General features: G+C 71.7%; 31 protein-coding genes and 1 tRNA gene. 24 read left to right on the forward strand and 8 right to left on the reverse strand.

All coding sequences use genetic code 11. The annotated features are described in order from the left end of the window. Window positions 1–5 precede the first annotated feature (5 nt). The 10 genes from AC0NZQ_RS12695 (at window position 6) to AC0NZQ_RS12740 (ending at window position 8,421) form a co-directional block, all read left to right on the forward strand. Window positions 6–1,262 carry an alpha/beta hydrolase fold domain-containing protein gene (locus tag AC0NZQ_RS12695; protein ID WP_474530209.1) on the forward strand — a complete coding sequence of 419 codons (1,257 nt, stop codon included), beginning with the start codon at window positions 6–8 and terminating at the stop codon, window positions 1,260–1,262. Between the two features lie 64 nt (window positions 1,263–1,326). After that, window positions 1,327–2,118: an Abi-alpha family protein gene (locus tag AC0NZQ_RS12700; RefSeq protein WP_474530211.1), complete on the forward strand. Its 792-nt coding sequence runs from the start codon at window positions 1,327–1,329 to the stop codon at window positions 2,116–2,118. Further along, the gene (locus AC0NZQ_RS12705; RefSeq protein WP_474530212.1) at window positions 2,115–2,582 is read left to right on the forward strand and encodes a MaoC family dehydratase; all 468 of its coding nucleotides are present in this window, start codon (window positions 2,115–2,117) and stop codon (window positions 2,580–2,582) included. Before AC0NZQ_RS12700 ends, AC0NZQ_RS12705 begins: the two co-directional genes overlap by 4 nt. 50 nt (window positions 2,583–2,632) lie before the next feature. Beyond that, the gene (locus AC0NZQ_RS12710; protein WP_474530213.1) at window positions 2,633–3,229 is read left to right on the forward strand and encodes a SigE family RNA polymerase sigma factor; all 597 of its coding nucleotides are present in this window, start codon (window positions 2,633–2,635) and stop codon (window positions 3,227–3,229) included. Then, a complete protein-coding gene (locus AC0NZQ_RS12715; RefSeq protein WP_474530214.1) occupies window positions 3,226–3,771 on the forward strand; it encodes a hypothetical protein in 546 nt (181 codons plus the stop codon). Before AC0NZQ_RS12710 ends, AC0NZQ_RS12715 begins: the two co-directional genes overlap by 4 nt. 110 nt (window positions 3,772–3,881) lie before the next feature. Then, the gene (locus AC0NZQ_RS12720; RefSeq protein WP_474530215.1) at window positions 3,882–4,337 is read left to right on the forward strand and encodes a hypothetical protein; all 456 of its coding nucleotides are present in this window, start codon (window positions 3,882–3,884) and stop codon (window positions 4,335–4,337) included. After that, entirely contained in the window at window positions 4,334–5,005 is a 672-nt protein-coding gene (locus AC0NZQ_RS12725) for a class F sortase (protein WP_474530216.1), read from the forward strand. Before AC0NZQ_RS12720 ends, AC0NZQ_RS12725 begins: the two co-directional genes overlap by 4 nt. A gap of 111 nt (window positions 5,006–5,116) precedes the next feature. After that, entirely contained in the window at window positions 5,117–6,841 is a 1,725-nt protein-coding gene (locus AC0NZQ_RS12730; RefSeq protein WP_474530217.1) for a PAS domain-containing protein, read from the forward strand. Window positions 6,842–6,912: 71 nt separating this feature from the next. After that, entirely contained in the window at window positions 6,913–7,368 is a 456-nt protein-coding gene (locus tag AC0NZQ_RS12735) for a MaoC family dehydratase (protein WP_474530218.1), read from the forward strand. 45 nt (window positions 7,369–7,413) lie between these two features. Continuing rightward, complete coding sequence (locus AC0NZQ_RS12740) at window positions 7,414–8,421, forward strand: hypothetical protein (RefSeq protein WP_474530219.1); 1,008 nt, start codon at window positions 7,414–7,416, stop codon at window positions 8,419–8,421. Between the two features lie 7 nt (window positions 8,422–8,428). Here AC0NZQ_RS12740 and AC0NZQ_RS12745 read toward each other — a convergent pair whose 3' ends face one another. Beyond that, window positions 8,429–8,935: a flavin reductase family protein gene (locus tag AC0NZQ_RS12745; RefSeq protein ID WP_474530220.1), complete on the reverse strand. Its 507-nt coding sequence runs from the start codon at window positions 8,933–8,935 to the stop codon at window positions 8,429–8,431. A 100-nt stretch (window positions 8,936–9,035) separates the two neighbouring features. Here AC0NZQ_RS12745 and AC0NZQ_RS12750 point away from each other — a divergent pair, with 100 nt between their 5' ends. Continuing rightward, complete coding sequence (locus AC0NZQ_RS12750) at window positions 9,036–9,242, forward strand: hypothetical protein (RefSeq protein WP_474530221.1); 207 nt, start codon at window positions 9,036–9,038, stop codon at window positions 9,240–9,242. A 7-nt stretch (window positions 9,243–9,249) separates the two neighbouring features. Then, window positions 9,250–9,642 carry an HNH endonuclease gene (locus AC0NZQ_RS12755; RefSeq protein WP_474530222.1) on the forward strand — a complete coding sequence of 131 codons (393 nt, stop codon included), beginning with the start codon at window positions 9,250–9,252 and terminating at the stop codon, window positions 9,640–9,642. 38 nt (window positions 9,643–9,680) lie between these two features. On the opposite strand, the gene AC0NZQ_RS12760 is transcribed toward AC0NZQ_RS12755, so the two are convergent. The 4 genes from AC0NZQ_RS12760 to AC0NZQ_RS12775 all read right to left on the reverse strand — a co-directional run bounded on the left by AC0NZQ_RS12760 (window position 9,681) and on the right by AC0NZQ_RS12775 (window position 13,032). Further along, complete coding sequence (locus AC0NZQ_RS12760) at window positions 9,681–10,661, reverse strand: NAD-dependent epimerase/dehydratase family protein (protein ID WP_474530223.1); 981 nt, start codon at window positions 10,659–10,661, stop codon at window positions 9,681–9,683. A gap of 28 nt (window positions 10,662–10,689) precedes the next feature. Then, entirely contained in the window at window positions 10,690–11,163 is a 474-nt protein-coding gene (locus tag AC0NZQ_RS12765; RefSeq protein WP_474530224.1) for a cupin domain-containing protein, read from the reverse strand. 36 nt (window positions 11,164–11,199) lie between these two features. Beyond that, on the reverse strand, window positions 11,200–11,679 hold the full coding sequence (locus tag AC0NZQ_RS12770) for an RrF2 family transcriptional regulator (RefSeq protein ID WP_474530225.1): 480 nt from the start codon (window positions 11,677–11,679) through the stop codon (window positions 11,200–11,202). 69 nt (window positions 11,680–11,748) lie between these two features. After that, window positions 11,749–13,032, reverse strand: a complete 1,284-nt coding sequence (locus tag AC0NZQ_RS12775; RefSeq protein WP_474530226.1) for a DUF1906 domain-containing protein — start codon at window positions 13,030–13,032, stop codon at window positions 11,749–11,751. 321 nt (window positions 13,033–13,353) lie between these two features. On the opposite strand from AC0NZQ_RS12775, the gene AC0NZQ_RS12780 reads away from it, so the two are divergent. Both AC0NZQ_RS12780 and AC0NZQ_RS12785 read left to right on the forward strand, forming a co-directional pair. After that, a complete protein-coding gene (locus AC0NZQ_RS12780) occupies window positions 13,354–13,803 on the forward strand; it encodes a hypothetical protein (RefSeq protein ID WP_474530227.1) in 450 nt (149 codons plus the stop codon). A gap of 14 nt (window positions 13,804–13,817) precedes the next feature. Beyond that, entirely contained in the window at window positions 13,818–14,027 is a 210-nt protein-coding gene (locus tag AC0NZQ_RS12785; protein WP_474530228.1) for a hypothetical protein, read from the forward strand. A 62-nt stretch (window positions 14,028–14,089) separates the two neighbouring features. Here AC0NZQ_RS12785 and AC0NZQ_RS12790 read toward each other — a convergent pair whose 3' ends face one another. Continuing rightward, on the reverse strand, window positions 14,090–17,545 hold the full coding sequence (locus tag AC0NZQ_RS12790; RefSeq protein WP_474530229.1) for a bifunctional proline dehydrogenase/L-glutamate gamma-semialdehyde dehydrogenase: 3,456 nt from the start codon (window positions 17,543–17,545) through the stop codon (window positions 14,090–14,092). An 89-nt stretch (window positions 17,546–17,634) separates the two neighbouring features. Here AC0NZQ_RS12790 and AC0NZQ_RS12795 point away from each other — a divergent pair, with 89 nt between their 5' ends. Then, the gene (locus AC0NZQ_RS12795) at window positions 17,635–18,540 is read left to right on the forward strand and encodes a LysR substrate-binding domain-containing protein (RefSeq protein ID WP_474531387.1); all 906 of its coding nucleotides are present in this window, start codon (window positions 17,635–17,637) and stop codon (window positions 18,538–18,540) included. On the opposite strand, the gene AC0NZQ_RS12800 is transcribed toward AC0NZQ_RS12795, so the two are convergent. Further along, window positions 18,537–18,779: a hypothetical protein gene (locus AC0NZQ_RS12800; protein WP_474530230.1), complete on the reverse strand. Its 243-nt coding sequence runs from the start codon at window positions 18,777–18,779 to the stop codon at window positions 18,537–18,539. The two genes, AC0NZQ_RS12795 and AC0NZQ_RS12800, sit on opposite strands and share 4 nt — an antisense overlap. A 151-nt stretch (window positions 18,780–18,930) precedes the next feature. Between AC0NZQ_RS12800 and AC0NZQ_RS12805 the strand changes: the two genes are divergently transcribed. From AC0NZQ_RS12805 to AC0NZQ_RS12825, 5 genes are all read left to right on the forward strand, one after another. Beyond that, window positions 18,931–19,125, forward strand: a complete 195-nt coding sequence (locus AC0NZQ_RS12805) for a ferredoxin (RefSeq protein WP_474530231.1) — start codon at window positions 18,931–18,933, stop codon at window positions 19,123–19,125. A gap of 1 nt (window position 19,126) precedes the next feature. Beyond that, window positions 19,127–20,080 (forward strand): glucosyl-3-phosphoglycerate synthase, encoded by a 954-nt coding sequence (locus AC0NZQ_RS12810; protein ID WP_474530232.1) that lies wholly within the window; start codon window positions 19,127–19,129, stop codon window positions 20,078–20,080. Continuing rightward, window positions 20,074–20,937, forward strand: coding sequence for a dihydropteroate synthase (gene folP / locus AC0NZQ_RS12815; protein ID WP_474530233.1), 864 nt, complete (start codon window positions 20,074–20,076; stop codon window positions 20,935–20,937). The genes AC0NZQ_RS12810 and folP overlap by 7 nt, the downstream gene beginning before the upstream one ends. 67 nt (window positions 20,938–21,004) lie before the next feature. Beyond that, the gene (locus AC0NZQ_RS12820) at window positions 21,005–21,193 is read left to right on the forward strand and encodes a helix-turn-helix transcriptional regulator (RefSeq protein WP_474530235.1); all 189 of its coding nucleotides are present in this window, start codon (window positions 21,005–21,007) and stop codon (window positions 21,191–21,193) included. Continuing rightward, entirely contained in the window at window positions 21,186–21,581 is a 396-nt protein-coding gene (locus AC0NZQ_RS12825) for a DUF2178 domain-containing protein (RefSeq protein WP_474530236.1), read from the forward strand. The genes AC0NZQ_RS12820 and AC0NZQ_RS12825 overlap by 8 nt, the downstream gene beginning before the upstream one ends. Before the next feature lie 13 nt (window positions 21,582–21,594). Here AC0NZQ_RS12825 and AC0NZQ_RS12830 read toward each other — a convergent pair whose 3' ends face one another. Further along, window positions 21,595–22,389, reverse strand: a complete 795-nt coding sequence (locus AC0NZQ_RS12830) for an Fpg/Nei family DNA glycosylase (protein WP_474530237.1) — start codon at window positions 22,387–22,389, stop codon at window positions 21,595–21,597. A 119-nt stretch (window positions 22,390–22,508) separates the two neighbouring features. On the opposite strand from AC0NZQ_RS12830, the gene AC0NZQ_RS12835 reads away from it, so the two are divergent. From AC0NZQ_RS12835 to AC0NZQ_RS12850, 4 genes are all read left to right on the forward strand, one after another. After that, window positions 22,509–22,582, forward strand: a tRNA-Pro gene (locus AC0NZQ_RS12835). Window positions 22,583–22,807: 225 nt separating this feature from the next. Continuing rightward, on the forward strand, window positions 22,808–23,254 hold the full coding sequence (locus AC0NZQ_RS12840; RefSeq protein WP_474530238.1) for a GNAT family N-acetyltransferase: 447 nt from the start codon (window positions 22,808–22,810) through the stop codon (window positions 23,252–23,254). A 119-nt stretch (window positions 23,255–23,373) separates the two neighbouring features. After that, entirely contained in the window at window positions 23,374–24,735 is a 1,362-nt protein-coding gene (gene tig, locus AC0NZQ_RS12845; RefSeq protein WP_474530239.1) for a trigger factor, read from the forward strand. Window positions 24,736–24,878: 143 nt separating this feature from the next. Next, window positions 24,879–25,457, forward strand: a complete 579-nt coding sequence (locus AC0NZQ_RS12850; protein ID WP_474531388.1) for an ATP-dependent Clp protease proteolytic subunit — start codon at window positions 24,879–24,881, stop codon at window positions 25,455–25,457. The last annotated feature ends 1 nt before the right edge of the window (window position 25,458 follow it).

The raw sequence follows: 25,458 nt of genomic DNA on the forward strand, positions 1-25,458 counted from the left end.
GACCGGTGCGGCTGCGTACCGATGATCTCGTCCTGGGCCTCAACGCGCTGGCGGCGGTGAATGCAGCCAACGCCGTGCGGCCGTTCGACCGGCATCATCAGCTCTCCGTGCCGTGCTTCTTCGCCGGCTGGCCGACCTCCGAGCTGCCGCTGCAGACCCTCGCGCTGCACGCCGGTCTGAATGCCGCGGCGCTGGCCCACGGCGACATCCGGGGCCGACGGGGTGCCTTCGGGGTGGGCCTGTCCGTCGCCTCGGCGGCCGCTCTGCTCGCGGTGCATCGACAGGCCAAGACCGCGGGGGACGTCTACGAGCGGGCGCTGTCCGAGGTGCTGGGCGCCGGCTACGAGGCAGATGTCGTGCTGCCGGAGCATCCCGGTGCCGACCCCGCCGACGCGCACGTCTTCGGCCCGGCCCGGATGCTGCGGGTGCGGCGCCGCTTCGCCCGGCACGCCGACATCCCCTACGGGCCTGCGGGGCGTGCCAACCACCTCGACGTCTGGGTGCGCGACGACCTGCCCCGTGAGGCCAAGGCCCCGGTGCTGCTGCAGGTGCCCGGCGGGGCGTGGATCAGCGGCAACAAGCAGGGGCAGGCCTACCCGCTGATGAGCCACCTCACCGAGCGGGGCTGGATCTGCGTGGCCATGAGCTACCGGCTCAGCCCGAGAGCGACATGGCCCGATCACATCGTCGACGTCAAGCGCGCGCTGGCCTGGATCAAGGAGCACATCGCCGACTACGGCGGCGATCCGGACTTCGTCGCCATCACCGGCGGGTCGGCCGGAGGCCACCTGAGCTCGCTCGCTGCGCTCACTCCGGACGAGAAGCAGTGGCAGCCGGGCTTCGAGGAGGTCGACACCTCCGTGGCGGCGGCAGTCCCGTTCTACGGCGCCTACGACTGGTACGACGCCGAACACGTCGGCCATCACGGGCTTCCCGGCCTGGTGGGCCGCTACGTCACCAAGACGCGTCGCCGTGACGATCCCGAGCTGTACCGGCAGGCCTCGCCGATGTATCGCGTCCGAGCCGATGCGCCGCCGTTCCTCATCTCCCACGGCAGCAACGACTCGCTCATCCCCGTCGAGCAGGGACGCGCTTTTGCGCGGAAGCTGCGCGAAATATCCACGTCGCCGGTGGTCTACGCCGAGCTGCCCGGCGCCCAGCACGCCTACGACGTCTTCGGCTCGGCGCGCGCAAATCTCAGCGCGCGGTCGGTCGCGCACTTCCTCGGCTGGGTGTACGGGCGCCACCGGTCGGGAGCCTGACTCGTCGTAGCGAGGGTGACGGCGGTCGCGGCCAGCGGGCCGGGATGTCAGGTAGAACAGCGCGGTGAGCTCTGACGAGGTCGTGCTGCGCCGCTCCCGCCCGCCGGGGAGCCGGCCCCTGCCCGGGCCGGGCCTCGTCCGGCCGACGACACCGCCACCGGGGCCGTTCGAGACCTGGGCACAGCTCGACCCCACCGGTGTGATGCCCCGGCTGGTCCGGGCCGCGCGAGGCGTTCCGGGAGTCTCGGCCTTCGAGCAGCGCGTGGTCGCGCCGCTGGAGAGCCGTCTGCTCGAGATCGCCGCGGCCCGGGCGAAGGCCCTGCTGGCTCCCGGACCACCTCCGCCACCCCCGCTCCGGCCCACGCCGCAGACCGCGCTGCGCGGCATCGTGGAGGACGCCGTGGACCGCACGCCCGACGACAGCCGGGACCAGCTGTACGTCGCGCTGCTGGATCGGCTCGTCGCCGACGAGGTCCGCATCCTGGCTGCCCTCGCCGAGCCGCGGGCCTACCCGGTGATCCACCTCTCGGCCTCGCGGCGTTCGCAGGACACCCCGCTCGTGCGCAACGCCTCCACCGTCGGGACAGCCGCCGGCGTGACGGTGCCCGAGCGGACGCCCCACTTCATCGCCAACCTGGTCCATCTCGGCCTGGCCCGGCTCGATCCGGAGGAGGCGAGCCTCGCCGACGGCTACCGGCGGCTGCTCGCCGCGCCGGAGCTGGTGGCCGCCCGGACCGGGGCGACGGGCTCCCGCTGGCGCCGCCTCAGCGTGCAGCGGCGGACGCTGCGCATCACCGACTTCGGTCGTGAGCTGTGGCAGGCGGCCCAGCCGCTCGCCGTTACCGTGACGGAATGAGCGAACCCGTCACGTACTCCTCGATCGCCGACCTCGAGGCCGCGGTCGGCGTCGAGGTCGGCCCCACCGACTGGCTCACCATCGACCAGTCCCGGGTCGACGGCTTCGCCGCGGACACCAACGACCACCAGTGGATCCACGTCGATGTCGAGCGCGCCAAGGCCGGCCCCTTCGGCGGCACCATCGCGCACGGCTTCCTGACGGTGTCGCTCGTCCCGTTCTTCAACGCCCAGCTCCGCCGGTTCGAGAACCTCCGCATGGGGGTCAACTACGGTATGAACAAGGTGCGGTTCCCGAGCCCTGTGCGGGTGGGCTCGCGGCTGCGCGCGCGGCTGACGCTCGTCGAATGCGACCGTATCGGCGACGACGCCGTCCAGCTGGTGACCCGCGCGGTCGTCGAGATCGAGGATGTCGACAAGCCGGCCTGCGTGGCCGATCTGGTGAGCCGCTACTACTTCGGCTGACAGATTTCTCGCGGCGTGCAACACGACGCCGTCGACAGACGTGTCAGCACGTGACCGGTGAGCTGTGCATCGAGCGGGGGCGGGCCAACGTGAGGGTCGGCGGGCGCGGGGAGTCCGCGTCGGTGGTCGCGCTCCACGCAGATCCCGCGGACTCCTTCGACAGCTATGTCGCCCGACGCCAGGCGGGTCTGGTCCGCTACGCCACCCTGCTCTGCGGCTCGCCGCAGCTTGCCGAGGATCTCGTGCAGGACGTGCTCATCCGGATCTACCCGCGCTGGACGGCGATCACCGCCCGCGACGATCCGCACGCCTACGTCCGGCGCAGCGTCACCAACGAGTTCCTCTCCTTCCGGCGCCGGTGGGCGACCCGACACGTCCACGTCGCGCCGGACAGTGCCTTCGCCGAGCTGCCGGATCGCGTCACCGCCGATCCCGCGCAGCGCGACGGTGCCGACCCGGAACTCTGGGCCCGACTGATGCAGTTGCCCCGCCAGCAGCGCGCGGCGGTCGTGCTCCGGTACTACGAGGACCTGGACGACGACGAGATCGCGGACGTGCTCTCGTGCCGGCCAGGAACGGTGCGGGCGCACGTCAGCCGCGGTCTCGCTGCGCTGCGTCTCGCCCTCGATGGGGAGGAGCACCGATGACTGACCCCCGAAACGACGAGCTCGACGAGCGGCTGCGGGCCATGTTGGGCGCCCGCGCCGACGCCGCCGACCCGCGACTGTCGGGGCCGCAGCTGCGGCGCGCGGCCGAGACGCGTCGGCGGCACGTTGGCGGACGCCGCGTGGCAGCCGTCCTCGCCACGGCGGCAGCCGTCGCCGGCGTCGCGGTCGGCGCCGCTCTGCTCGCCGGCGGCCACGAAACCCCCCGTCCGGTGCCGCCCGGCGGACCGGGCACGGCCGGGTCGAGCTCCGCCTCGATCGCCTCGACGCCTGCCACGCCACCGCCGATCGTCCCGACGTTCGCGCCGTCGACGGTCCCGACGCCCGCGGCCACCTCCCCGGCCATATCCCCGGCGACGCCTTCGGCGGCGACGCCCGCCGTCCCGCGCAGCCGGCCGTCGACCTCGCGGACCGGGCTGGCCACGCCGCGCACGGTGCCCCCGCCGACACGCAGCCTCGGACCGTCCTCGACGCGCAACGTGGCGCCAGCGCTCTCGAGGGAACCGGGCACCACCCGACGCTGAGGCGGGACTGTGACGGGGCAGCGCCGGTGCAACGTCGGCGGCTCCGGCCGCATGGAAGGCAGTGACAGGACGGCGCGACCCGCGCCGCCCGCGATCCTCCGAGGAGCCCCATGTCCAGCGTCTCTCCGTCTTGCCGCCCCGCCCGCCGCCCCGCTGCCGCCGTCGGTCTGGCCCTGGTCGGTGTCACCGCGGGTCTGGCGATCGGCGCGCCGGCTGCCGTCGCCGCGCCGGCCGCCACCTCAGCTGCCACACCGGCGGCAACGCCGTCCCCCGTCTCGACCCCGGCCACGACCCCGGCCGCCCCCTCGCTGAGCGCCGCTCCGGTGTCGACCGCCGGCGCCCCGTCGTCGAGCGCGGCGCCCGCCGCCCCGACGCGGGCACAGACCGGGGGCCGCATCGCGGTGCCGGCGGGACGTGCCGACGTCCACGGCGATGCCGGTGGCAGCGCACCGGCCGTGACAACCGGTGACAGCACCGCTGCGGTGACCGCCGTCGCGCTCGCCGGGGTAGGGGCCCTGCTCGTCGCAGGCGGAACCGTGCTCGTCGTGGCGCGGCGCCGGTCGTGACCGCGGTGCGGCTGGGTCGGGTCGCCGTCGCGCTCGGCCTGGCCGCGCTGCTCGCGGGCGCGCTGGTGGCGGTCTTCCTGGTCGCCGACTCGACCGCGGGCACGAGGCGGACTCCGCTCGTGGCATCGTCGTCCGGCGCAGAGCCGATCGCGCTGCCTGCCGCCGCCGGACGGATCGACGGAACCCCGCGGCAGCAGGTCGCGCCGGTCGCCGTCCGGCCACCCGGCCCCGGAGCCCGGCTGCGGATCCCGCGCCTCGGAGTGGATGCCGAGGTGGTGCCGGTGCGCGTCCGCGACTCGGTGATGCAGGTGCCGCGGGACCCCCGCGTCGTCGGGTGGTGGCGGGCCGGTGCCGTCCCCGGTGCCACGCGCGGATCGGCGGTGCTCGTTGGTCACGTGAACTACGACGGCACGGCCGGGGCCTTCGGGGCGTTGCCGCGTGCCCGACCCGGTGACGCGGTGGCGCTCACCGACGGCGGCGTGCGCTTTCGGGTGACGGCGGTCCGGGTCTACCCCAAGACCTCGGGACTGCCCACCGCGATCTTCGATCGATCCGGTCCGCCGCAGCTGGTCCTGATCACGTGCGGGGGGCCGTTCGATCCGACTACCGGCAACTACGAGGACAACATCGCCGTCTACGCGACGCGAGTGGGAGCGCGGACGGGATAGCCCCCTTACCCGTCGACGTCACGCGACATTCACGCCTTAAGCGCCGCCGCAGCGGGACTTAGGTACCGGGCGCCAGCCCGCCCAATTTGTGAGACTCGTGTTATGTCGATCATGAGTGCGTCGAGTGCCCGCCGGGGGTCGGCGGCGCACGACGAAGCCGACCGGATCGCGCGCCTCGCGCTCGGTCTGACGGCGGCGCGCTTCGCCGCCGTGGTGGTCGACGACGTGATCGGCACGGCACGGTCCGGCCGCCTGGACGACGGGACCGCCGACGCCCTGCACCGCCAAGCCCGCGCCCTCTGCGTGGAGACGCTGGCCGATGGCGTGCTGCGGGTGGTGCCCTCCGAGCCCGGCCTCGCGGCCACGCTCGGCGGCGACGACGTCGAGGCGAGTGGCTGCGACACCGCGCACATGTGCATCCCGGTCCGGGGTCATGGCAGCCGCGAGGGGACCGACGTCGGCGCCATCTGCGTCCTCGACGACCGCCAGCGTTCGTGGGCGAGCGACCACGTCACGGCGGCGATCGACCTTGCCCATCTGGCGGCCGCGGGCCTGGCCATGCAGGATCTCGCCGCGGAGCGCGAGCAGGCCCGGGTCGCGCTCGAGGACGAACGCGCCTTCCTCGAGGGCATCCTGGAGAACCTCACCGATGGGGTGGCGGCCTGCGACGCCGACGGACGGTTGGCCTACTTCAACCCCGCGTTGCGACAGATCCACGGCCTCTCCGAGCAGCTGTTGGCCACCGCCGAGTGGGCCTCGACCTACAACCTCTACGACGCCGACGGCGAGCGTCCGCTGCGTCCCGCCGAGGTCCCGCTCGCCCGGGCCTTCCACGGTGAGGTCGTCCGCGGCCAGCACATCGCCGTGCGCGCCGATCACCGCGACGTGCAGCACTTCCTGGCCACCGGATCGCCGATCACCGGTTCCGAGGGACGCAGGCTGGGTGCCGTGGTGTCGATGCACGACATCACCGCCGACGTCCGGCGGCGGCGCATCCGGATGGCGCACCTCGCCGTCGCGACCGCCCTCGCTGACGACCCGACCCCGGGCGAGGCCATCGCGACCGTCACCCATGAGCTGCGGGAGGCGCTGGCTGCCACCACTGTCGCGGTGGTGCTGAGCGGAACCGTCCCCGACGTCGACATCGACGAGCGGGTGGTGGCGGCCGTGCTGCGTTCTGGCGCGCCTCGTCAGGCCGCGCTGGCGCAGCCCCGCGACGGCTACGTGGTCTGTGCGCCGGTTCGCGTCGCGGCCGACGTGACCGGCGTGGTCTATCTCGCCGGCGGCAGCGCCGACCTGCTGGACGATCCGACCGGCGCCGCCGTCGAGGGCGTCGCCGGCCTGCTCGGACGCTTCTTCGAGCGAGAGCGGGCCGAGCGGCTGGACCGTGAGCTGCGCGCCACGCGCTTCGACCTGGAGCGGGTCATCCGCCACGCCCGGGACTTCGTCTGGAGCCTGGAGCTGGCGCCGCCGGGGGTGCCGGGCTCGGTCGTGTCGCTGCGGCTCACCTCCTCGCCCCGCGGCGTCCTCGGCGGTGCCGACGAGCCGGCGTCGGGGGAGTGGGGCGCGATGCTCGCCGACCGGGTCCATCCCGACGACCTGCCGCAGCTGCTGGCGTGGCGCGACGCGCTCGTCGCGGGTCGCCCCGGCGAGTTCACCTGCCGGGTGCGAGGCGCCGATGGGCTGGTCCGGCTCGTGCGGACCCGCTGCACGATCCGCACCGAGGACGGCCGCCGCTTCGTCGACGGCATCAGCAGCGACGTCACCGGGACCGGCCGCTTCGAGCCCGCCCGCGGCCCGCGCGCCGGCGACAGTGATCCGAAGGTGCCGGTCTGACCCTCCGTCCGCCCCCGGACGGCCACCGGCAAGACTGTGGCAGGACGGGAACGATCGATCAGGAGGACAGCATGAGGACGTTCGCATCGGTGGACGAGCTCGCCGCGATCGTCGGCGAGAGCATCGGACACAGCGACTGGATCACGGTGTCCCAGCGCGAGATCGACCTCTTCGCCGAGGCGACCGGGGATCACCAGTGGATCCACGTCGACCCGGAGCGCGCCAAGAGCGGCCCCTTCGGCACCACCATCGCCCACGGCTTCATGACGGCGTCGCTGCTGCCGCGGCTGTGGCAGGCGATGTACAGCGTCGAGGGCGTGAAGATGGGGATCAACTACGGCCTCAACAAGGTCCGCTTCCCCGCGCCGGTGCCGGTGGACTCGCGGCTGCGCGCCGCGTCGACTGTCGTCTCGGTGGACGACCTCGGCAACTCCACGTACCAGCTGACGCTCGCCACGACGATCGAGATCGAGGGTGCGGCCAAGCCGGCCTGCGTGGCCGAGAGCGTCGTACGCTACCTGGTCTGACCCGCGGCCGGGCGGCGGGTCTCACGGTCGGCCACAATGCAGGTCATGAGTCCCGACAGCGACCTCTCGCAGCGCCTGCTGGACGCCCACACCCGCTTCCAGGTCGAGCAGCTGCGAGGGGACGGCTTCGCGGCCCTCGTCGCCGACGAGGTCGATCATGCGCTCATCGCGGCCGAGAGCTTCCGCCTCGAGGAGGTCGTGGCGCGCACCGATGTCGTGGACGTCGCGGTGAAGTACGTCGCGCAGTTCCGCCTCCCCGGCGCGATTCCCGAGCTCGCCGGCGACATCGCGATGCGGGTGCGGACCCACCGGGCCAACGACACCCCGCTGGCCGAGGTCGTCCACCGTCGGCACGTCGACGCCGTCGTCGGCAAGATCATCGAGATGCAGGACGTCCGTGCCCGCATCGCCGATCGGCTCGCCGAGAATCCGAGTGTCCAGCTCTGGGTCACCGATCTGCTGCACTCGCTGGCCACCGGGGCGGTGGCCTCGAACCGGCGGCTCGCCGAGCGGATCCCGGGGGTCGCGTCCGCCCTGTCGATCGGCGACCGGCTCGCCGGGGGTGCCGTCCGCGAAGCCGACAAGATCGGCCGGGCCGCCGCCGAACGAGCGGCCCGCGGCATCCTCAACCGCTGGCGTGACGCCATCGCACAGCCGGCCGACGACGACCTCGTCGACACCGTCATGGACGTCTGGGACGACGCGGCCGCCCGCTCGGTCGGTGAGCTGCTCGACACCGTCGAGGACGACGACCTCATCGACCTGCTGGCGATCGGGTACGAGTTCTGGCTCGATCTGCGCGAGAGCCCCTACCTGCACACCGTGATCGCCACCGGCGTGGACTACTTCTTCGACACCTACGGTGACTTCACGCTCGCCGGGCTGCTCGAGGAGTTCGGCCTCGGCCGCGACGACCTCATCGAGGAGGCGATGCGCTTCGCGCCGCGTGCCATCGCCGCCCTGGACGAAGCAGGGGTGCTGGAGCAGCTGGTGCGTCGGCGCCTCGCGGCCTTCTACGAGACCGACGAGGCCCGCGCGCTGCTGGGCGGCTGACGCCGCGTCACTCCGGGAACATCAGCTGGCGGAACTCGCTGCCATGGAAGACCAGCGGCGGCCGCAGCGGGAAGTTGCGCAGTCGCTGCACTTCCAGCAGCGCGATGACGTGATCACCAGCGGGGAGCTCGTCGGACAGCGTGCACTCCAGCCAGAGGCAGGCGTGGTCGATGAGCACGGCGCCGCTGTCCCAGGTGTCGGCCCGGACCGCGGCGAAGCGGTCGGTGCCGCGGGCGGCGAACTGCCGGGCGAGGAGGTGCTGGTCGTCGGCGAGCACGCTCACCCCGACCCGCTCGCCGTCGCGCAGCACCGGCCAGGTCGACGAGGTCCGCGCGATGCAGACGGAGACCAGGGGCGGGGCGAGCGACACCGACGTGAACGAGCTCGCCGCCATGCCCACCCGCTCACCACCCCGGACGGCGGCCACCACCGTGACACCGGTGGGGAAGGCACCGAAGGCGGTGCGCAGCTCCCCGTCGTCGAAACCCGCCGCCGGCGCGTCCGCTTCGCTCATGGGCGTCATTGTTCCGCACCGATGTCGCGATTGTTCTGCACGGCCGTTCCGCAGGCCGTCGCGCCGACCTCGGTGACCACCCGCGTGGAACACTGACCAGGTGGGTGAGCAGGTGCATGTGGGGGCGGTCGGCACCGTCGTGCGGGCCATTCGCGGCGGTCGGATGCCGGGGGAGATCCGGGTGATCGACGGCGGCGAGATCGTGCTGCTCATGGCCTACTGCACCGACCCGATGTCCGAAGGGCGTCGGGTTCGCGTGACCCACAGTCGCGGGTCCAGGCAGGTCGACGTCGATCCGTGGCCGTGACGGGTCCGTGACCGCCGCCTGCTCGTCGCAGCCCGGCCGCGCCGAGCGGCTGGAGCTGATCCTGCAGCGCGACGGCAACGCCTGTGTCTGGTGCTCGCGCACCTTCACCGAGCTCGTCGTCGCGACCACGGAGCACCTCGTCCCCCGGGTCAAGGGTGGGCCGTCCTGGCTGGACAACGAGGTGGCCGCCTGCCGGCGCTGCAACGGCCAGCGCGGGCACGCCACGCCGGCCTGGTGGCTGGAGGAGTGCCGGCGCCGCGGCTGGGAACCGGATCTCGGCCGGGTGCGCTGCGTCCTCGCCGCCCTCGATCGGACGATCGCCGAGCGGGGCGGTCAGCGGCGCGCGCGGCCCTATGTCGCGGCCCAGCGGCGACGGCTGGCCCGCATCGACGAGCGCTGAGCGTGGCTGACGGGGGCCGATAGCCGTCCCGCAGCAGTTCAGTGTTTCGGCGTGCGGGCGAAGTAAGGGTCCCGGTCCAGCTCGTCGCGGCGCGATGCCGGAAGGGCTACGAGCTCGCGAACGGCCGCCTGCACCGTGGCTGCGTAGTCACCCACGGGCCGGTAACCCATCTCGTCGGCCGCGCTCGTGTCCAGGAAGAACGGCGGCCAGGTGTTCCACGGTGACCAGGGTGACGTGTCCGGCTCGGCGTCGGCGATCGTGATGTCGAGAGACATCGCAGCTGCGATGGCGCGGACGATCTCCCCTGCCGTGGGAGTGCCGGGGTCGGCACTGTTCAGGACACGATGACCGGGATTGCGCGCACATGTGAGTACGAGACGTGCGAGATTGACGGAGGCAGTGGGGTGGTTCCCGGTGCGTCCGGCACGGTCCAGGACGACCGACCGCACCCCATCCAGCAGCTGACGCACCACCCACCATTCGCGGGGCCGCGCGCTCCCGGTCCCATGGATACGAGATGGGCGTAGCACCGACACCGGTACCGGCGCTTCACGCAGCACACTCTCCATCGCGACCTTGTTGGCGCCGTACCCCGTCGCCGATCGATAGTCACCGGAGAAGTCGGGAGTCATCAGTCGCGTCTCCTCGGTGACTGGCCCGCCGAAATCAGGCGGATCAGAGGTGTTGGAGTGTCGACCGAGGGCGTCGACATAGACCGCCTTGCTGGAGAGCGCAACGACGGACCCGATGCTGCCGGATGCCGCGAGCAGCATCCGAGCGTGCTCAGCGGTGTAGGCGACGCAGTCGACGACGACGTCCGCACCGGCACCAACCGCGTCGATGACGCCTGCCGGGTCATGGCGATCAGACGTCAGGAATCGGACGCCGATCTCGTCCAGAACCGTCGGGAACCGTTGCGCGGAGCGTCCCGTTCCCACGACCTCGAAACCTGCCATCGCCAGCTCCGACGCGATGGAACGTCCGGTGAGGCCGTTGACTCCCAGCACCACAGCTCGCATGGGGTCACGATAGGAGGTGCTCCCGCGACTAGCCCCGCGCTGACCAGACGGGGCTTGCGACGTAGTGGTTGTCGAACCGGGGGCCCGAGGCCGCGATGTCGGCGACGGCTGCCTGGCCGTGGTGGACACGCTGGAGCAGGCGGTAGTAGTCGAAGCGGGGCGGGCCGTCGCTGAAGATCACCAGCAGTTCGACGGCGTTGCCCGGCGTGGGGGCGAAGGCGTGCGGGATGCCCGGCGGCACGATGGCGACGTCGCCGGGGGCGAGTTCGTGGACGGTCTCGTCGAGGAGCACGTGCGCCCTGCCCGCCAGGACGTAGAGCAGCTCGGTGGCGTCGTGGTGGCAGTGGGGCGGCGCGCCGGGGGAGCCCACCTGCAGGCTGGCCCGGTTGACGGTGAGCGGCAACGACGTGTCGCGGTCGGCGAGCAGGGTGATGCGGCTGGTCGGCCCGTCGTCGAGGGTCTCGGCGTCGGATTCGCGGACGATGGTCGGGGTGGCAGGCATGGAAGCTCCGGTTCTGGGATGGGTGGGTCGCCGCGCTCAGGCCGGCAGCGAGTAGAACCACTCGCGGGTGTGCGCTGGGGTGCCGGGGAAGCGCTTCTCGACGGTGCGGCGGATGTCGTCGAGGGTTGTGCCGGCCAGTTCGCGCCGCCAGGCGAGGCTGGCCTTGGCCATCGCCTGCGAGAGGACGCAGGACTCGACGTAGTCGACCGCGTCCGATCCGCCCGGCCCGGCACGCAGGATCTCCGCGCAGGCGAAGGCGGGGTCCGCGCCCTCGATCGCCACCACGATGTCCAGCAGGGTGATCGAGGTGGCCGGCCGGGCCAGCCGGAAGCCGCCGGCGGGACCGGGCACCGAGGTGAGGACCCCGGCGCGGGTCAGCGCCTGCAACTGCTTGACCAGGTACACCGGGGGCAGCTGGTAGAAGGCCGCGAGCTGGGCGCCCTTGACCGCCGCGCCGTCCTCGACCCAGGTGAGGTTCAGGCAGCTGTGCAGCGCCCACTCGACGCCTTGGCTCATCTTCATATCCTGGATACTAAATATCCTGGATAACAAATGCAAGCGTCGGAGGTGGCCGGGGGAGCCGAATCAGCGGGTGGTGACGTGCGGTGTGCAGTCGAGCTTGCTGTGGCAGTCCGCGGTCTCGACGGGCGCCGGCCCGGTCTCGGCCCCGACGCCGGGTGCGAGGGACCCGACGCGGCGGGCAGAGCTCAGGCTGAAGTGCCTGCCGTCCTCGGTGCGGTACGTGAGCAGTCGGGAGGCCGCCCCGCGATGCTCGGTGACGGGCACGAGCAGCGAGCCGTCGGGCTGCACCGTCGGCGTCCCGACCGTGGGCGTCGTCGGCGTCGCGTCGTGGGTGACGAGCGCCAGGCCAGGCAGCCGCACCAGGCGGGTCGTCGTGCCGTCCAGGCGCTGCAGCTGGCCGTCCAGCGGACCGCCGGCGCGCCACCGGCTGCCGTGCCAGGCGACGCCGGATTCCGCGACCGCGAGCATCCGGCGGGCCGAGGACGTCGCGGTAGCGGCCAGGGTCCGCGAGCAGGCCTGGGTAGTGCTCAGCCGGCTCGCCGCGCCGTAGACCTGGCCGTCCGCGCAGCGGCTGTCGATGTTGAGGGTGACGCCGTTGTAGGTGGCGTTGTGGCCGCCCTGGTACTGCTTGTGCCGCTGGTGGTTCGTCCAGTGCGAGGACGAGACGCAGCTGATGCTCCCGGTCGACGGGGTGCCGTCCCAGTCCGCGGCATCGATGAAGTCCGGCTTGTTGGCGATGGTGGAAAAGTCGTCGAGGTAGCCGGCGCAGGCCGACGAGTACACCCCGGCCTGCTGCGCCGGGGCGACGTGCAGCTGCGCGACCCAGCCGTTGACGAAGGCCTTCGCCGCGGCGCGGCAGGTGGCGGAGTTGCTGGTGGGTGCCTCGAGGTCGTAGGTGATCGGCACGTCGCTGGCGCTCGACAGTGCCGTCCACTTGTCGTACGCGGCCTTGGCCTCGGCCTTGCCCTGGCTGTAAGCGGTGGTGGTGTTGGTGCTGAAGTAGACGGCCTGGTTCGCCGTGCACGGATTCTGCGGCCCGACCCACAGCGGCAGCAGATCCCATCCCATCGCGAGCATGTCCGACACCCAGGTGCGGGTCAGGTTGGGCTGCGAGCAGGCGCGGTCGCCGCCGCCGATGTAGATACCCCAGTAGGAGTAGGGCGTGTTGTTCCAGAAGGCGCGCATCTGCGCCTCGCTGGGCGCGGTGCAGGAGTCGGCGCCGTAACCGGTGAGCTTGACCGTCCCGGCCGCACGCGCGGGGGACGCCGCCGGGGCAGCGGCGAGACCGGTGACGAGGGCGGCAACGGCGAGGATGAACAGGACACGGCGGGGGAGCGTGAACGGCACCGCCGGAATCTAACTCCGAATCGGTCAAAAGGGGACGGAAAGCGCGAAGATTTCGTTCGTTGGCCCGGGTCGGGTCGTTCCTTCTGTTGGGCGGGGAAGCTGTCGGTGCCCGCCACTAGCCTTTGCCCATGATGGTGGCCGTGATGAGCTCGGGCTGATAGTCGGGTCGATGGGTGAGCGACGATGAGTTCTGAGGCCTTCGCGACGTGGGTCGGGGCAGCTCAAGATCAGCTGGACCAGTTGGAGCGCATCCATCGAGACGCCACAGGCGCGGGTCGGGGTCGCCGCTGGGGCACAACGCAACTCAATCGGAGCCTCCTCGTGGCGCTCGTCGGCCAGTTCCAGGGCTACTGCCGTGGACTTCACGACGAGGCAGTGGCCGTGCACGTTGCCCATGCGGCTGCCGGACAGGGGCCGCTCTTGCAGATCCTCCTCACGCAAGGGCGCAAGCTCGACACCGGCAATCCGCGGAAGGCGACGCTGGGCGCCGACTTCGGCAGGCTCGGTTTCACTTTCATCGACAGCGTGAAAGCAGGACATCGGGATGCGGCCGAGCATCTCGACGATCTCGAGGCGCTGATCGACTATCGGAACGCGGTCGTCCACAACAACGAGTCCGAGATCGAGTCGATCGAGGCGCGGGGAGACATCCGGGCGACGCTGGGCGCCTTCCGGACTTGCCGCAGGACGCTGAGCAGGCTCGTGGCTATCGTGGACCAGACCGTGTCGGCCGAGTTGGCCAAGTTGCTGTCCATTCCCGCGCCATGGTGAGAGGAGATCGACAGATGCAGGACGCTCCGAGCTACGGCGAGATCGTGGATGTCGACTGGGGTCTGACCAACGTCGTCGGGCGGGTGGTTCGCGTCTACGGCCCGCCGCTGCGACTGCAGGTCACGGTGGAGCTGAGCCCGGAACTCAGCTCCTACGTGGTGTCCGAGCCGACGGAGGTCACGGTTCCGTTGGGAGCGGTCCACCGCCGCGCAGCGACCGTCTGATCCGGGTCAGCCAGCTTCGAAGCTGAGGCCGCAGTACGGCCACCCAGCACGGCGACGCCGGTTCACGACGTCGCCGGCAGCACCTCGTCGCTGAGGTGATCCGGGGTCCCGAAGCGGTGGGCGGTGATGCTGATCGCCTGCTCGCGCAGGAACGGCAGCAGCTCGATACGGCCCGCCTCGGTGACGGGCTGCGCGTAGACGGCGATGTCGGGTCGCCCGTCGACGGCGTCGTAGACCGCCGCGGCATCGCCGCCGACCAGCCGCACCCGCCCCCCGTCCAGAGCCCGGAGGCGCCGGTCGAAGGCGGCGTCGTCCTCGACGACCAGCTGCACGCCGTGGGCGGCGAGGACGTCGGCGCCGGGCAGGGCTTCGGAACTGGAGACGGTCACGGCGGCACCGGTGATCATGCCCGCGGCGGCGACGCGCACGGCGTCGAGCGCCGGGCCGCCGGCGTGACGGACGAGGACCGGGTGCGGCAGGTATCGCAGCACGTTGCGCTCGATGCCGAGGGCGGAGACGTCCCTGGCCACGGCGAACTCGGTGGTCCATGCCGCGGCGTCGGAGGCCAGTGCCCGCCGCAGTGCGGCGTCGTCGACCGCCGCGACCAGCCGCCGCTGCGCGGGCAGCAGGGCCGCCGTCGAGGTTGCCGCCGTCGGCTCCCAGGCCGAGAGCCCCACCAGGTAGTTCGGGCCGCCCGCCTTGGTACCGGCACCGACGGCCGACCGCTTCCAGCCGCCGAAGGGCTGGCGCCGGACGATGGCACCGGTGATGCCGCGATTGACGTACAGGTTGCCGGCCTCGACGCCGTCGAGCCAGCGGCCGATCTCGGCTGGGTCGAGCGAGTGCAGTCCCGCGGTGAGGCCGTAGGCCACGGCGTTCTGCAGTGTGATGGCCTCCTCGAGGGTCGTCGCCGTCATGATGCCGAGGACGGGGCCGAAGTACTCGGTGAGGTGGAAGGCGGAGCCGGCGACCACGCCGGTCTTCACGCCGGGGGACCACAGCTGTCCGGTCTCGTCCAGCCGTCGCGGCGCCACCAGCCAGCTCTCGCCGGCGGCCAGTGTCGTCAGCGCCTCGTGCAGCTTGCCGGCGGCGGGCTCGACGAGGGGTCCCATCCGCGAGGTCGCGTCGGCCGGCGGACCCACCTTCAGCGACCGCACCGCGTCGACGAGCTGGTTGCGCAGTCGGGCCGACTGCCCGGCCGATCCGACCAGGATCACCAGGGAGGCGGCCGAGCACTTCTGCCCGGCGTGGCCGAAGGCCGAGGCGACGATGTCCCGGACGGCGAGGTCGTAGTCGGCGCTGGGGGTCACGACGATGGCGTTCTTGCCGCTGGTCTCGGCCAGCAGGGGCAGGTCGCGGCGGAACGAGCGGAAGAGCTCGGCCGTCTCGTAGGCGCCGGTGAGGATGACGCGGTCCAGGCGCGGGTCGGCCACGAGCTCACGGCCGAGACGACCCTCGTCGACGTCGGCCAGGCGCAGCACGTCGGCCGGGATGCCGGCTGCGTGCAGTGCGTCGACCATGATCGCGGCGCAGCGCCGGGCCTGCGGGGCGGGCTTGACGACGACGGCCGAGCCGGCCGCCAGCGCCGCCAGCGTCGAGCCCGCGGGGATCGCGACCGGGAAGTTCCACGGCGGCGTCACCAGGGTCAGCCCGACGGGGCGATGGTCCGCGCCGTCGACCTCGGCCAGTTGCTCGGCGAGCTCGGCGTAGTAGTTGGCGAAGTCGACGGCCTCGGAGACCTCGGGGTCGGCCTGGTCGATCGTCTTGCCGCACTCGCTGGCCATGACCTCGATGAGCGAGGCACGGCGCCGCTCCAGCTCGGCCGCTGCAGCGCGCAGCAGCTCGGCGCGCGCGGCGTGCGGACGTGAGCCCCAGGCCTCGCCGGCGGCCCGGGTCTCGCGCAGCAGCGCGTCGAGTTGCGCCGGCTCGGTGACGGCGGCGGCGACGACGAGGTCTCGTCCCAGCGTGCTGCCGGGCACCCGGTGCAGGATCTCGCGACCCCACTGCTCGTTGGCGCGGACGGCGGGATCGGTGTCGGCGGTGTTGGCGAAGCCGCCGCTGCGCGGCGTCGGCTCCTCGGTGGCGCGGTTCTGGTTGCGATGCGGTGCCGGGACGTGCCGGTCCAGCGCGGCGAGGGAGGCGACGAAGCGGTCGTGCTCGCGGGCGAAGAGCTGCTGGTCGCGGTGCACGTCGAAGACGGCGGACATGAAGTTGTCCTGGCTGGCGCCCTCCTCGAGCCGTCGGACGAGGTAGGCGATGGCGACGTCGAACTCACCCGGGTGGACGACGGGGGTGTACAGCAGCAGGCGTCCCACGTCGCGACGGACCGCCTCGGCCTGCCCGGCCGCCATGCCCAGCAGCATCTCAAAGTCGACGCCGGAGGTCACGCCGCGGTGTTGCGCCAGCAGCCAGGCGAAGGCGACGTCGAAGAGGTTGTGACCCGCCACGCCGATGCCGACATGGGCCAGCCGCTCCGGGCGCAGCGCGTAGTCCAGCAGTCGCTTGTAGTTGGTGTCGGAGTCCTGCTTGCTGTGCCAGGTGGCGACCGGCCAGTCGTGGACGGCGGCCTCCACGTGCTCCATGGGCAGGTTCGCGCCCTTGACGACGCGGACCTTGATCGGGGCGCCGCCCGCGGCCACCCGCTCGGCGGCCCACTGCTGCAGCTCGATCATGGTGGCGAGGGTGTCGGGCAGGTAGGCCTGCAGCACGATGCCGGCTCGCAGCTCGCGGAACTCCTCGAGGTCCAGCAGCCGCCGGAAGACCGCGACGGTGAGCGCCAGGTCCCGGTACTCCTCCATGTCGAGGTTGACGAACTTGCGCGGCGAGGCGGTCGCGGCGACCCGGAACAGCGGGGTGAGCGAGGTGACGATGTGATCGACGGCCTCCTCGAAGGCCCAGGGGCTGTGCGGCGCCACCGTGGACGAGACCTTGATCGAGACGTAGTCGACGTCGTCGCGTTCGAGCAGGCGCTGCGTGCCCGCGAGCCGACGGGCGGCCTCGCGCTCACCGAGGACCGCCTCGCCGAGCAGGTTGATGTTGAGGTCGACACCCTTGCCGCGCAGCCGGGCGATCGCCTTGGTGAGCGGCCGCGGCCGGGCGTCGATGACGAGGTGGCCGACCATGTGGCGCAGCACCCGACGGACCACCGCGATGACCGGAGCCGGTGCGACGAGGCCGGCCACGGCGCCGAGCCGGACGGCCAGGCGCAGGTGCCAGGGGAGGAAGCGCGGCACCCGCCGGCCCAGGGCGGCGAAGTTCCGGGCGGCGACCCTGGTGTCCTCGGGGCGGATGACGCCGTCGACGAAGCCGACGGTGAAGTCGAGCCCGGCGGGGTCCTTGAGCATGGCGGCCAGCCGGGTGGCGGCGGCGTCGGCCGGGATGGCGGCCGCGACCTCGAGCCAGCGCCGCACCGTGGCGGTGACCTCGGGCTCGAGGGCCCGCAGTTCCGCCAACTCGGTCTCGTCGGTTCGCGAGGGTGCGTCCGGGACGTCGGATCGCGGGGTGGTCGCTGCGCTCATGTGTTCAGTGTCGGATCACCGAAGCGTCAGGTAAAGCGACGAAAACTGCGGCATAATCGTCAGTTCTGCTGATGCTTTCCGGAGGCGCGATGCTGGACGTCCGACGCATGCGACTGCTGCGCGAGGTGCACGTGCGGGGCACGATCGCGGCAGTGGGGGCGGCGCTGCACCTGAGCCCGTCGGCGGTGTCGCAGCAACTGAGCCAGCTCGAGTCCGAGGCCGGTCATCCGCTGCTGCGCAAGGCAGGCCGACGGTTGCAGCTCACCCCGCAAGGCGAGGTCCTGGTCGAGCACGCCGGCCGCATCCTCGACCAGCTCGAGCTCGCCGAATCCGAGCTGCAGGCATCGCTGGACGAGGCGAGCGGCTCGATCCACATCGCCATCTTCCAGTCTGCGGCCCTGGCGTTGATGGTGCCGATGCTCGGTTCCCTGGCGCGGAGCCACCCGCGGCTGCGGATCACGCTGGCGCAGCGCGAGCCGGAGACCGCGCTGCTGGAGACCTTTGCCCGCGACTTCGACCTGGTCGTCGCCGAGCAGTACCCGGGTCATGCCGCGCCGTGGCACGACGGCACCGACCGCGTGGTGCTCACGCACGACGCGATCCGGCTCGCGGTCCCGCGGGACAGGGCGCAGGTGAGGTCCCTGGCCGACACCGCGACCATGCCGTGGGTCGTCGAGCGGCACGGCGCCGCCTCGCGTCACTTCGCCGAGCAGGCGTGTCGCCAGGCGGGCTTCGAACCCGACGTCCGGTTCGAGACCGACGATCTACAGGCGCACGTGGCGCTGATCCGATCGGGCAACGCCTGCGCGCTGGTGCCGGATCTGATGTGGCAGGGCCGCACGGCGCCGGTGCGGCTGATCGACCTGCCCGATGCTCCCCGTCGGACGATCTTCACCGCCACCCGGCGCTCCATGAGCGACCGGCCGTCGGTCATCGCCGTGCGGCAGGCGTTGGCCGAGGCGGTGGCCGTGACGGCGGTGGTGTCGCAGGCCTAACGCGCGGGGTCGACCCGGTCGACGCCGCCGATGCCGCCGATGCCGTGGCGGGTGTGCAGCACGAAGGTGGCGTCGAGGCCGTAGGCGCGCTCGACCACGATGGGTGCGTCGTCGACCCGGTAGAGCCAGACGAAGTCGCAGCGCAGCGCGGGCAGATCGCCCAGCACGAACCGCTCGCTGCGCTTGCCGTCGGGGCCGATCATGGTGAGCTCGTCGCCGACCTGGATGGTGTGGATCATGAGGTTCATCGTCATTCCCGTCCCGTGAGATGCCGACCTGATCAACGAACCGGTCATGCCGGCGTTACGCCGACCGGGCCGGTGTGACGTGCGTCGTCTGCGGCGGGTCGTGCTCGGTACGGTGAGGGGACTTCGAGACGAGGAGATCCGGATGCGAGTGAGCGTCGACAACGCCCGGTGCGAGGCGCACGGCCAGTGCGAGGCCGTGGCGCCGGACTTCTTCACCCTCGACGACGACGGCTACAGCAACATCGGTCGCGACAAGGAGGTCCCCGCAGCGCTGGTCGACGACGTCCGCGACGGGGTCGCCGCCTGCCCGATGGTGGCGCTGTCGATCGACGACTGAGGTGCATCCGGCGGCAACCTCCTGGTTCTCCCGCCGCACCTACGCCGCCGACGACTTCGGCGTGGCAGGTCTGCGGCAACGACGACGGGAGCTGGGGCTACGGGTCAGCGTCGTCGTGCCCGCGCGCAACGAGGCGGCGACCGTGGGTGATGTGGTTACCCGGATGTGCGCGGAGCTGCGGGAGACCGGAGTGGTCGACGAGGTCGTCGTGATGGACTCGCTCTCCACCGACGACACCGCGACGGTGGCGGCCGCGGCGGGGGCTCGGGTGCACAGCGTTGCCGAGGTCCGACCCGACCTCGGGGTGTGGCCGGGCAAGGGCGAGGCGCTGTGGAAGTCGCTCTTCGTGACCTCCGGCGACATCAACGTCTACGTCGATGCCGACCTCACCGAGTGGGGCACCCACTTCGTCACCGGCCTGCTCGGCCCGCTGCTGGCCGAGCCCGGCATACGCCTCGTCCGCGGCTTCTACGACCGTGTCCTGGACGACGGCCGTGGCCGCAGCACCGAGGGCGGCCGCGTCACCGAGCTGGTGGCGCGACCGCTGCTCGCGAGCCGGTGGCCGGCGCTGGGTGCGGTCGTCCAGCCGCTCGCCGGTGAGTGGGCCATCCGGCGCGAGCACTTCGCGCAGCTGCGGGTGCCGACCGGGTACGGCGTCGAGTTCGCGACGCTGGTGGACACCGTCGCCCTCGCCGGTGCGGACGCAGTCGCCCAGGTCGATCTCGGCAGCCGGGCCCACCGGCACCAGAACGTCCACGACCTCGGTGCGATGGCGTTGGAGATCCTGGCCGTCGCCGACCGGCGCTCCTTCGGCGTCGGACCGGAAGGACCCGCCGTCATCGCGCAGTACGACCGGACCGCGTCACCGCCATGGCGCGAGCGCAGTGTGCCGACCGACGAGCGGCCGCCGGCGGCGTCGATCCCGTCCCTGCCGGCGGCGGTGTCGACGTGCTGACGCTGCGCACGCGAAGCTATCCGCCCGGCAGCTTCGGGATCATGGCGATCGTCAACCGCACCCCGGACTCCTTCTACGACCGCGGCGCCACCTTCGGTTTCGACACGGCGATGGCGCGGGTGCACACCGTGGTCGAGCAGGGCGCCGACATCGTCGACATCGGCGGGGTGAAGGCGGCGCCGGGACAGGAGGTGTCGGCCGCCGAGGAGATCGACCGGACGGCCGCCTTCGTCCAGGCGGTCCGGTCGGCCTATCCGAACCTGGTGATCAGCGTCGACACCTGGCGGCACGAGGTCGGTCGCGCGGTCTGTGCCGAGGGTGCCGACCTGCTCAACGACGCCTGGGGTGGTCACGACCCGCGACTGGCGGAGGTCGCCGCGGAGTTCGGGGTGGGGTTGGTCTGCACCCACGCCGGGGGTGCGGAGCCCCGAACCCGACCGCATCGGGTGGCCTACGACGATGTCATGGCAGACGTGCTGTCGCGCACGCTGGCGCTGGCCGACCGTGCCGTCGAGGTGGGCGTCGACCGCGACCGGGTGATCATCGACCCGGCCCACGACTTCGGGAAGAACACCTACCACTCGTTGGAGGTGACCCGTCGTCTCCCGGAGATGATCGACACCGGCTGGCCGGTACTGGTCTCGTTGTCGAACAAGGACTTCGTCGGCGAGACGCTGGGCGGGCTGCCGCCGGGGGAGCGGCTCGTCGGCACGCTCGCCACCACAGCGATCTGCGCCTGGCTGGGTGCGGTGGTCTATCGCGTCCACAACGTCGTCGAGACGAAGCAGACGCTGGAGATGGTGGCGTCGATCAAGGGAGACCGCCCGCCGTCCCGGACGATTCGCGGGCTGGCTTGATCGCGTCATCGCAGGCAGTGTCAAGCACGCTTGACAAGCGTTCACAGTGTCAAGCACGCTTGTCATCGTGCAGAACGACGTCCGAGCGCTGCGGCAGGAACGTGGGCTCTCCCAGGACGCGCTCGGCAAGCTGCTCGGGGTCTCCCGGCAGACGGTGAACGCGATCGAGACGGGCCGCTACGACCCGTCGCTGCCGCTGGCGATCAGGATCGCCCGGCACTTCGACTCGACAGTGGAGGCGATCTTTCATGTCTAGCTCTTCGCGGACCGGCGGCGCCGAGGTGGGAATCGTCGGGGTCCTGGTGGGCGCCGTCTACCTCGTCATCGGCGTCGCGCGTGGCCGGGTCGACGAGGGCGTGAGCGGTGCGGTGATCATCGCCCTCGGGGTCGCGCTGGCCATCGGACTGCGGCGACGGTCCGAGACTGCGCAGCTGCTCAGCGGTGCGCCGAGCGACGAGCGGCAGGCCGCGATCGTGACCAGGGCGTCGGCGCTCACCGGCCAGGTGCTGCTGATCGTGCTCGTGGTGTCGTGGCTCGTGGCGCTCTCGGTCGGCAGCGCCTCCGCCGCCACGCTGGGGTGGCTCTGCGCGGCGGGCGGCGCGACCTTCGGCCTCGCAACGGCCTGCTGCACTCGCCGAACCTGATCCGCCTCCGCGCTCAGTTCGAGGCTTGGCAGGACGGACACCAGAACAGGTTCCGGGCGACGAGCTCGGCGGTGGCGATCGGGGTCGAGCAGATGCGGCACGGCAGGCCGGTGCGGCGGTAGACGTAGTACGCCTTGTCACGGGTGACGCGCCCGCCCGGTCGGTCGGCGGGCTCGGTGGTGACGATCCGCCCCGCTCGCACGCCGGCTCGCATCAGCACGACCAGGTCGTCCCAGATGTCGAGCCAGATCCGTTCGGGGATGTCCCGGCCGGGCCGCAGCGGGTCGAGGCGGGCTCGGAAGAGCACCTCGGCGCGATAGACATTACCGACGCCGGCGAGCACGGACTGGTCCATCAGCAGGGCGCCGATGGGCGTCCGACTTCGCGCAATTCTGCGATAAGCCTTCGTCGGATCCTGCCTCGGTCGCAGCGGGTCGGGTCCGAGCCGGGCCAGCAGGCTGTCGACGGCCTCCGGCGTGACGAGCTCGCAGGCAGTCGGTCCGCGGAGGTCGGTCCAGGCCGTCTCGTTGACCAGCCGCAGCCGCAACGCGCCGCGTGGTTCGGGTGGCTCGCCGCTGCCGGTGGTGAATTTGCCGTAGAGGCCGAGGTGGACGTGCAGGATGCGCTCGTTGCCGTAGTGGTGCAGCAGGTGCTTGCCGTAGGCCTCGGTCCTGATCAGCTGCTCTCCGTCGAGTTCGGCGGCGCCCGCGGCGAAGCGCCCCTGCGGACTGCTGGCTGTGACGACGGTCCCGCCGAAGGTCCGCTGCTGATCACGGGCGAGCCGGTGCAGCGTGTGGCCTTCGGGCATCCCTCGGATGCTACGGATGGGCACGCAGCCAGTGGCGGGCACAGTCGGTGGGGCTGGAACCTCGCCGATCGATCGGTGGGCGAATCCGGTGTCCGCGCGGGCTACCCTCAGGACAGCCACGGGGTGTGGCGCAGCTTGGTAGCGCACTCGCTTTGGGAGCGAGGGGCCGCAGGTTCAAATCCTGTCACCCCGACGAGCAGCGAGCGGAGACCGAGCTTGCTCGTGTCTTCCGAGCGCGAGGAAGGGGTTGACCGAGCGTCAGCGAGGGAGCACCCCGACGAGCAGCGAGCGGAGACTGAGCGCCCCGCTGCGCCGGGGGTTGGCCCCGGGTGAGCGCGGCGGATCTGCGCCGCCAGCCGCGCCCGCGTGGGGCCAACCGCGCAGCCGTGGCGCCAACCGGTGCGGGCAGACTGCGTCCATGACCTCGATCCGCCGCCTGCGCCCCGGGGACCGCGACCAGTGGGAGCACCTCTTCCGGGGATACACGACCTTCTACGGCCGGGACGACCCGCAGCCGATGTACGACCGCGCGTGGGAGCGGCTGTTGGCCGACGAGCCGATCCACGGCTTCGGTGCCGAGCTGGACGGCCGGCTGGTGGGGCTCGTCCACTACCTGTTCCACCCGAGCACGACATCGCGTGACCTCTGCTACCTCGAGGACCTCTTCGTCAGCGACGACGTCCGGGGCCGCGGGGTGGGGCGAGCGCTCATCGAGGCGGTCACGGACGTCGCTCGGGAGCGGCGCTGCGACCGCGTCTACTGGCACACCCAGACCACGAACGCGACGGCGCGACGCCTCTACGACGCCGTCGCCCAGGACCGCGGATTCATGGTGTACCGGCTGCCGCTGTACCCCGCCGACTGACGCCCCGCCAGTCCGGCCCGGCTACGCGGATAGACTCGACGGTCGGACCTGATGCCGGGCCACCCGTGCGCGCGTCCCGCAGACCAGTCAACCCGCAGTCGACCGAGGAGTACCCGCACGTGAAGAGCACCGTCGAGAACCTGAGCCCGACCCGCGTCCGGCTCGCCGTCGAGGTGCCCTTCGAGGCGCTGCAGCCGAGCCTGGACAAGGCCTACAAGGCCATCGCCCAGCAGGTCCGGGTGCCGGGGTTCCGGCCGGGCAAGGTCCCGGCGCGCGTCATCGACCAGCGCGTCGGCCGCGGCACGGTGCTGCAGGAGGCCGTCAATGAGGTGCTGCCGCAGCTGTACACCGACGCTGCCCGCGAGCACGAGATCACCCCGCTCGGCCAGCCCGAGATCGACATCACCAACCTCGACGACGGCGAGTCGCTCAGCTTCACCGCCGAGGTCGACATCCGCCCCGAGATCACGCTGCCCGACCTGGACGGCATCGCCGTCACGGTCGAGGACACCGAGGTCACCGACGCCGACGTCGACGAGCAGGTCGAGGAGCTGCGCAAGCGCTTCGGCTCGCTCAAGGGCGTCGAGCGCGCAGTCGAGGACGGCGACTACGTCTCCCTCGACCTCAGCTCGAAGGTCGACGGCGAGGACGTCGAGGGCGGCTCGGCCACCGGCCGCTCGTACGTCGTCGGCAGCGGCGAGTACATCGACGGCCTGGACGAGGCGCTCGCCGGCAAGTCGGCAGGTGACACCGTCACCTTCACCGCCCCGCTGCGGCACGGCGAGAAGGCCGGCCAGGACGCCGAGATCACCGCGACGATCAAGTCGGTCAAGGTGCAGGAGCTCCCGGAGCTCGACGACGACTTCGCGCAGCTGGCCAGCGAGTTCGACACCGTCGAGGAGCTGAAGAGCGACCTGCGCGAGCGTCTCGGCCGCATGCGGGTCATGGAGCAGGGCGCCCAGGCCCGCGACCGGGTGCTCGAGCAGCTGATCGAGACCGTGGATTTCCCGCTGCCGGAGTCCGCGGTGAAGGCCGAGGTCGACTTCCGCGAGCACGAGATCGTCCACCAGCTGGGTCACGACGACGCGCAGTTCCAGGCCTACCTCGACTTCCAGGGCAAGACCCGCGAGGAGTTCGACACCGAGATGCGCGAGAGCGCGGAGAAGTCGGTGCGGGCCCAGTTCCTGCTCGACGCCGCGGCCGACAAGACCGACGTGCAGATTGGCGACAGCGAGCTCACCGAGTACCTGGTCCGCCAGGCGCAGCAGTACAACATGGCTCCGCAGGACTTCGCCAACCAGGTCGTGCAGAACGGCAACCTGCCGCTGCTGGTCGCCGACATCCGCCGCAACAAGGCGCTCGCCGAGATCCTGGAGAAGGCGACCATCACCGACGCGTCGGGCAACGCGGTGGATCTCGCCGCCCTCGACAACCCGTCCTCCGAGGAGGACGGCGCGTCGGCGGAGGACAGCGACAGCTGACCCGTCGTCACGCCCTGAGCGAACGGACGGCCGGTCGGGAGTTCTCGACGGCCGTCCTTCGTTAGGGTCGACGTACATCACCGAATCGAAAGGGTGGTTCCCCCGTGAACCATGAGGTCGTGAACCGCGCCGCCGGCGCCGGCATGACGTTGAACGACTCCGTCTACGACCGGCTGCTGCGCGACCGGATCATCTTCCTCGGTCAGCAGGTGGACGACCAGATCGCCAACCAGCTGTGCGCGCAGATCCTGCTGCTCGCGGCCGAGGACCCTTCGCGCGACATCAACCTCTACATCAACTCGCCGGGCGGCTCGGTCACCGCGGGCATGGCCATCTTCGACACCATGCAGTTCGTCGAGTGCGACATCGCCACCTACGCCATGGGCATGGCCGCGTCGATGGGGCAGTTCCTGCTCTCTGCCGGCACCCCCGGTAAGCGCTACGCCCTGCCGCACGCGCGCATCCTGATGCACCAGCCCTCGGCCGGTATCGGTGGCACCGCCGCCGACATCGCCATCCAGGCCGAGCAGCTGAAGTACGTGAAGCAGGAGATGGCGCAGCTCATCTCCGAGCACACCGGTCAGACGGTCGACAAGATCCAGGAAGACTCGGACCGCGACCGCTGGTTCACCGCCCAGCAGGCGCTGGAGTACGGCTTCGTCGACCACGTCGTCAGCCGCGTCGCCCAGGTCGGCAACGGCAGCGCGCCGGATCCGGCCTGAG

The organism is Jatrophihabitans sp. sgz311053 (assembly GCF_056135305.1).

Coding starts and splice junctions, on each gene's coding strand:
- AC0NZQ_RS12720 (WP_474530215.1), top strand. CDS start 3,882: ATGTCCAGCGTCTCTCCGTCTTGCCGCCCCGCCCGCCGCCCCGCTGCC.
- AC0NZQ_RS12765 (WP_474530224.1), bottom strand. CDS start 11,163: ATGCCTGCCACCCCGACCATCGTCCGCGAATCCGACGCCGAGACCCTC.
- AC0NZQ_RS12785 (WP_474530228.1), top strand. CDS start 13,818: ATGCAGGACGCTCCGAGCTACGGCGAGATCGTGGATGTCGACTGGGGT.
- AC0NZQ_RS12800 (WP_474530230.1), bottom strand. CDS start 18,779: ATGATCCACACCATCCAGGTCGGCGACGAGCTCACCATGATCGGCCCC.
- AC0NZQ_RS12730 (WP_474530217.1), top strand. CDS start 5,117: ATGAGTGCGTCGAGTGCCCGCCGGGGGTCGGCGGCGCACGACGAAGCC.
- AC0NZQ_RS12830 (WP_474530237.1), bottom strand. CDS start 22,389: ATGCCCGAAGGCCACACGCTGCACCGGCTCGCCCGTGATCAGCAGCGG.
- AC0NZQ_RS12705 (WP_474530212.1), top strand. CDS start 2,115: ATGAGCGAACCCGTCACGTACTCCTCGATCGCCGACCTCGAGGCCGCG.
- AC0NZQ_RS12790 (WP_474530229.1), bottom strand. CDS start 17,545: ATGAGCGCAGCGACCACCCCGCGATCCGACGTCCCGGACGCACCCTCG.
- AC0NZQ_RS12740 (WP_474530219.1), top strand. CDS start 7,414: ATGAGTCCCGACAGCGACCTCTCGCAGCGCCTGCTGGACGCCCACACC.
- AC0NZQ_RS12825 (WP_474530236.1), top strand. CDS start 21,186: ATGTCTAGCTCTTCGCGGACCGGCGGCGCCGAGGTGGGAATCGTCGGG.
- AC0NZQ_RS12850 (WP_474531388.1), top strand. CDS start 24,879: ATGACGTTGAACGACTCCGTCTACGACCGGCTGCTGCGCGACCGGATC.
- AC0NZQ_RS12805 (WP_474530231.1), top strand. CDS start 18,931: ATGCGAGTGAGCGTCGACAACGCCCGGTGCGAGGCGCACGGCCAGTGC.
- AC0NZQ_RS12745 (WP_474530220.1), bottom strand. CDS start 8,935: ATGAGCGAAGCGGACGCGCCGGCGGCGGGTTTCGACGACGGGGAGCTG.
- AC0NZQ_RS12770 (WP_474530225.1), bottom strand. CDS start 11,679: ATGAGCCAAGGCGTCGAGTGGGCGCTGCACAGCTGCCTGAACCTCACC.
- AC0NZQ_RS12735 (WP_474530218.1), top strand. CDS start 6,913: ATGAGGACGTTCGCATCGGTGGACGAGCTCGCCGCGATCGTCGGCGAG.
- AC0NZQ_RS12760 (WP_474530223.1), bottom strand. CDS start 10,661: ATGCGAGCTGTGGTGCTGGGAGTCAACGGCCTCACCGGACGTTCCATC.
- AC0NZQ_RS12795 (WP_474531387.1), top strand. CDS start 17,635: ATGCTGGACGTCCGACGCATGCGACTGCTGCGCGAGGTGCACGTGCGG.
- AC0NZQ_RS12715 (WP_474530214.1), top strand. CDS start 3,226: ATGACTGACCCCCGAAACGACGAGCTCGACGAGCGGCTGCGGGCCATG.
- AC0NZQ_RS12840 (WP_474530238.1), top strand. CDS start 22,808: ATGACCTCGATCCGCCGCCTGCGCCCCGGGGACCGCGACCAGTGGGAG.